The sequence below is a fragment of the Verrucosispora sp. SN26_14.1 genome, assembly GCF_004307965.1.
Taxonomy (GTDB): Bacteria; Actinomycetota; Actinomycetes; order Mycobacteriales; family Micromonosporaceae; genus Micromonospora.
Genome location: NZ_SISL01000383.1, coordinates 1 through 5,519 on the forward strand (window position 1 = coordinate 1; position 5,519 = coordinate 5,519).

The 5,519-nt window shown below is 75.2% G+C and carries 1 protein-coding gene; it reads left to right on the top strand.

The genetic code is table 11. The features are described from left to right. Positions 1-50: 50 nt before the first annotated feature. On the top strand, positions 51-5,519 hold a 5,469-nt coding region (locus tag EYA84_RS24935), incomplete at its 3' end, for a non-ribosomal peptide synthetase (protein ID WP_131055880.1).

Consider the following 5,519-nt stretch of genomic DNA (forward strand, 5'->3'; position numbering starts at 1 on the left):
GTGGGCTCGGAGATGGGTATACGAGCCAGGCCGACACCGGCGCTGTCGACGTGCCGCGTGGAATCGCCGGTGGGGACGGCGGACCGGGCCGGGACGAGGTGGCCGGGGTGCTGCGGCGGTTGCTCGCCGAACCACTGCACCGGCGGCCCGACGAGATCGCCGACGACACCTCGTTCCTCGCCCTCGGCCTGGACTCGCTGGCCGCCGTGGACCTGGTCAAGCGGCTGGAGGAGGAACTCGGCCGGGAGCTGCCGGTCACCCTGTTCTTCGAGTACACCACCGTCGCCGACCTGGCCGCCCACCTCACCGGGATGCGCGACGCCGAACCCGTGACGCGTACGCCGTCGGTCGGGTCGCGGACGTCGGTCGAGGGCGAGCCGTTCCCGCTGACCGCCGTGCAGCGGGCGTTCCACGTCAACGACCGGCTGCACCCCGCCGTGGCCAGCTTCGCCTTCGTCCAGCAGACCGTCACCGGTCCCCTGGACGCCTCGCTCCTCGGGCAGGTGCTGGCGCGTCTGGAGACGCGTCACCCGATGCTGCGGGTCCGGTTCGCACCCGGTCCGGGTACGCCTCGCCAGGTGGTCAGGCCCGTACCGGCCCGACCGGCTCCGACGCCGGACTGGTACACGGTGCGGACGCTCACCGAGCCGTTGACCGAGGTGCGGAAGCGGCTGTGCAACACCCCGGTCGACCTGTCCCGGCAGCCGCCGTTGCGAGCGGTCCTCGTCCGGGAGGCACCCGATCGGGCCCACCTGATGCTGGTGCTGCACCATGCCGCCGGGGACGGGTTCAGCCTGAACCTGCTCAGCGAGGAACTGTGGGCCGACTACACCACCCTGGCCCACGGCCGTACGCCGGTGCACCGCCCGCCCGCGCCCGGGTTCGACACGTACGCGCGCGAGGTGGCCGTGCCCACGCCGGCCGACCTGGCGTACTGGCGGGATCTGCTGGCCGACGGCACGACGCTGCGGCTGCCCTTCGACGGTGACCCGGACGGACCTCCCGGCCCGCCCCTGCTGACCCTGCCGAGTGAGGTGGCGCCGGAGCTGGTGTCGGCGTTGCGGGACCGGGCCGCCGAGGCCGGCGTGACGCTGTTCCATCTGCTGCTGGCCGGGTACGTGCGCTGCCTGGCCCGGTGGGGTGGGCAGCGACGCGTGCCGGTGACGGTGGCGCGGGCCGGTCGCGACGCCCGGCTGGCCGGGATCGACCGCATCGTCGGACCGTTCGCCGACACCCTGCCCCTGGTCCTCGACGTGGACCCCGACGAGCCGGCTGGACGGCTCGCCGACCGACTCCGGGTCGCCTGGTCGGCGGCGCAGCGACACGGCTCGGTCACCAGCCTCGACCTGGCCCGTCTGCTCGACCGGCCCGGTGCCGGGCCGCGTACCGCAAGCCCGGCCGGGTTCAGCTTCGCCCGGTTCCCGGTCACCCTCGACCCGGACTGTCCGGTCGCCGTGACGCCCACGGCGGCCGGTTCCGGCTCCGCCGCCACCCGGTTGAGTCTGCTCTGCTGGGAGTCCGGTGACGGTCTCGGCCTGTCCTGGAACTTCCCGCGCCGACTGTTCACCCCGGCGACGGTGGCCCGGCTCGCCGCCGAACACCGGGACGACCTCGCCGCCATCGCCACCGGCCGACCGCCGCTGTCCACTGGTGACTCCACGCGTCCCGCGACGGTCCTGGCGGTCGCCGACACCGAGCGGCAGCCGGTCGGCGGGGGTGACGTCACCACCCGGATCCGCGCGGTCTGCCGACGCACCCCGGACGCGGTGGCGGTGACGACCGGCGCCCGGACCGTGACCTACCGGACGCTGGACCGCGACGCCGACCGGGTGGCCGCGCTGCTCGCCCGGCACGGGGTACGCCCCGGTGACCGGGTCGGTCTGCTCACCGCCCCCGGACCGCAGACCGTGGTCGGGGTGGTCGGCATCCTGCGGGCCGGTGCCGCCTGGGTGCCGCTGGACGCGGCCCACCCACCGGCTCGCCTCGCCGACCACCTGGTCCGGGCCGGAGCCGACGTACTGCTGCACGACGACGACTCGACCGCCGTGGCGGCCCGCCTCGACGCTGCCGCACGACCGGTCCCCTTCGACGGGATCGCGACCGTCGCGGAACACGACGTGCCCTCGGTGCCCGAGGCGGCACCGGACCGGACCGCCTACGTGATCTTCACGTCGGGGTCGACCGGGCGACCCAAGGGCGTACCGGTCAGCCACGCGTCGATGCGCACGTACCTCGACTGGGCCGTCACCACCTTCGGCTACCGACCCGGGGACCGGCTCGCCCAGACGGCGTCGAGCTGCTTCGACGCCTCGGTCCGGCAGATCCTGGCCCCGCTGCTGGTCGGGGCCACCGTGGTCACGTTCACCCGCACCCAGCTCCGCGATCCGCAGGCGTTGCTGTCCCGGATCGCCCGGGACCGGATCACGGTGTGGAGTTCGGTCCCCACGCTGTGGGAGCGGATCCTGCGCGCCGCCGAGGAGCACGGACGCCGGCACGGCGAGGTGCCCGACCTGACCGCGCTGCGCTGGGTGCACGTGGGCGGCGAGGAACTGTCGCCGGTGGCGGTCCGGCGCTGGTTCGACCTGTTCGGCGACGCCCGGATCACCAACCTGTACGGCCCGACCGAGACCACCGTCAACGCCACCTGGCACCTGATCGACGCGCGGCCGGACGACGCGGTACGCCGACTGCCGATCGGCCGTCCGGTCGGCGGGGCGGTGGTCCGCGTCGTCGACCCGGACGGTCGGGACTGCCCGTCCGGGGTGGCCGGCGAGCTGTATCTCGGCGGTGCCGGTCTCACCAGCGGCTATCTCGGCGAGCCGGAGCTGACCGAGGCGGCGTTCGTGATCCACGACGGCGAGCGGTTCTATCGCAGCGGCGACCGGGGCCGACTCGCGCCGGACGGGACCCTGGAGTTCCTCGGCCGCCTCGACGACCAGATCAAGATCCACGGTCACCGGGTGGAACCCGGCGAGATCGAGGCGGTGCTGCGGACCCATCCGGAGGTCGCCTCGGCGACCGTCCTGCACCGGGCCGATCCGCACCCTCGCCTGCACGCCTTCGTGCTGCCCGCGCCGCAGACCACCCCCACCACGGCCGCGCTGCGCGCCCATCTGGCCGCTCGCCTGCCGGCGCACATGGTGCCCGCGCGTCTGCACCTGCTGGCCAGCCTGCCGTTGACCGCCACCGGCAAGGTCGACCGCGAATCGCTGGCGGCGCTGGCGGACCGCCGCGCACCGGCAACCGGCCTCACCGGTCCGGCCGGCACCGAAGCGGAGCTGGCCCGCATCTGGGCCGGTCTGCTGGACCTGCCGGTGGTCGGCCCGGACGACGACTTCTTCGCCCTCGGCGGCGACTCGATCCTGGCCCTGGAGGTCTTCGCCCACCTTCAGGAGCGCCACGCGGTCACGGCGAGCCCGACGCTCCTTTACGAGCACCGGACTCCGGCCGCCCTGGCCGCCGCACTCGACGCCGGTGCCGCGGACGACGATGCCACGACGGGCCCGACGACCGTCGACAGTGGACCGGTTGTCGACGCCGTGCCGCAGACGGACTCCGCCGCGCCGTTTCCGGTCACCGCCGCCCAGCGTGGGTTCCTGCTCGCCGACGCCGTCCTGCCCGGTGCCGGGACTGCCTGGCTGGCCCGGTTACGGCTGCACGGGCCGTTGCGCCGGGACGCCTTCCAGCGTGCGGTGGACCTGCTGGTCGCCCGGCACCCGATGCTGCGGACCGTCTTCCCGGCCGGTGCCCGGCCACCGGTGCAGCAGGAACTGCCCGTCGCGATGCGGCTGCCGGTGGCGTACGAGAGCGTGACCGGCCCGGCCGAGGTGGCCGACCGGGTGGCGGAGGAACGTCGCCGACGGTTCGAGCCGTGGGCCTGGCCCCTGCTGCGGTTGCGCCTGCTGCGGGTCGCACCGGACGACCACGTCCTGCTGGTGCACGCCCACCACCTGATCGGTGACGGCTACAGTGCCGCGCTGCTGGGCCACGAACTGCTGGCCGCGTACCACGCCGACGGGACGGCCGATCCGCTGCCGCCGCTGCGGGCCGGTTTCCGGGACTACGTACGGCTGCTGGCACAACGGGCCGCCGCCGCACCGGACCCGGCCGCGTACGCGTGGTGGTCGCAGCGGTTCGGGTCCGCGTACCGGCCACCGGTGCTGCGGGCGGAGACCGATCGGCGGCACGCCGACGGCACCACGGATCCGGGGACCCCGGTCCGCGCGTTCACGCTCGACGCCACGGTGGTGGCGGGACTACGCCGGCTGGCCACCGACGCGTCGAGCACCCTGTACGCGCCGGTGCTGACCGCGTACCACCGGGTGGTGGCCCGGTTCACCGGTCAGGACGACCTGGTCCTCGGGTTGGCCGTGACCGGACGCGACCACCCGCTGCCGGACCTGCACCGGATCTTCGGGCCGTGTGCGGCGATGCTGCCGCTGCGCCTGACCGGCACCGAGCCCTTCCCGGTCCATCTGGCCCGGGTCGCGGCCGAGGTCAGCGCCGCCCGGCAGTACGCCGACCCGCCGTCGATCGCGGCGGCCGTGCCGGCCGGACGACCCGACGGCGCGCCGACCGGCGCCCAGTTCTTCTTCAGCTTCCTGGACTTCGACGCGCTCCGGCCCGCCGCGACGGGGACGGTCGGGCCGGACCGGCTCGACCTCTCCTGGGACGAGGACAGCGAACTCGCCCCGCCGCCGCTGGGCACCGACCTGTTCCTCACCGCCCGGCCGGTGGCCGACGGGCTGCGGGTCACCCTGCGCGGCTCCCCCACGGCGCTGAGCGCCGCCGACCTGGACCACCTCGCCGACCGGCTCCGCGCCGACCTGAACGAGGCGGCGACCGGGCCGGAGCCGGCGGCAGCCGGGCCGAACGCCGCCCCGTCCCCGACGAGCCCGGTGGCGACCGCACCGAGCCAGGGGCCGGCCTCGCCGCACACGAGCACGGCGGCGACCGTCCGACCGGGTCCGACGCCGGCACTGACCGCCGCCATCGTCGGGTACCTGCCGTCGCCCGCGCAGCTCGCCGTGATCGCCGGGCTGCCCGCCGGGAGCCTGCCCCGCGAGCAGCTTCGCGAGCTGCTCTTCCCCGGCGGGCGACCCCGGCTGTTGGAGGAGCTGTCCACTCCGCTGGGCACCTCCGGCTTCGTCTGTCTCCCCCGTTTCGCCGACGAGCTGACCACCGCCGGGGACGGGCTCGCCACCGAGACCGCCGCCGCCGTCGACCTCGCCGCCGGTCTCGGCGCGACCTGCGTCTCCCTCGCCGGTCTGATCCCCGCCCACACCGGGTACGGGGTGGGGGTGCTGCGGCGCACGCGGACCGCCACGGCGGTCACCACCGGTCACGCGGCCACGGTCGTCTCGGTGGTCCTGACCGTCGAGGCGGCGCTGGCGGCGACCGGGCGTAGCCTGGCCGGACGGACCGTCGCCGTGGTCGGTCTCGGCTCGATCGGGTTCTCCTCGCTGCGGCTGCTGCTGGCCCGCGCGCCCCGGCCACCGGCGCGGCTGCTGCTCTGCGAC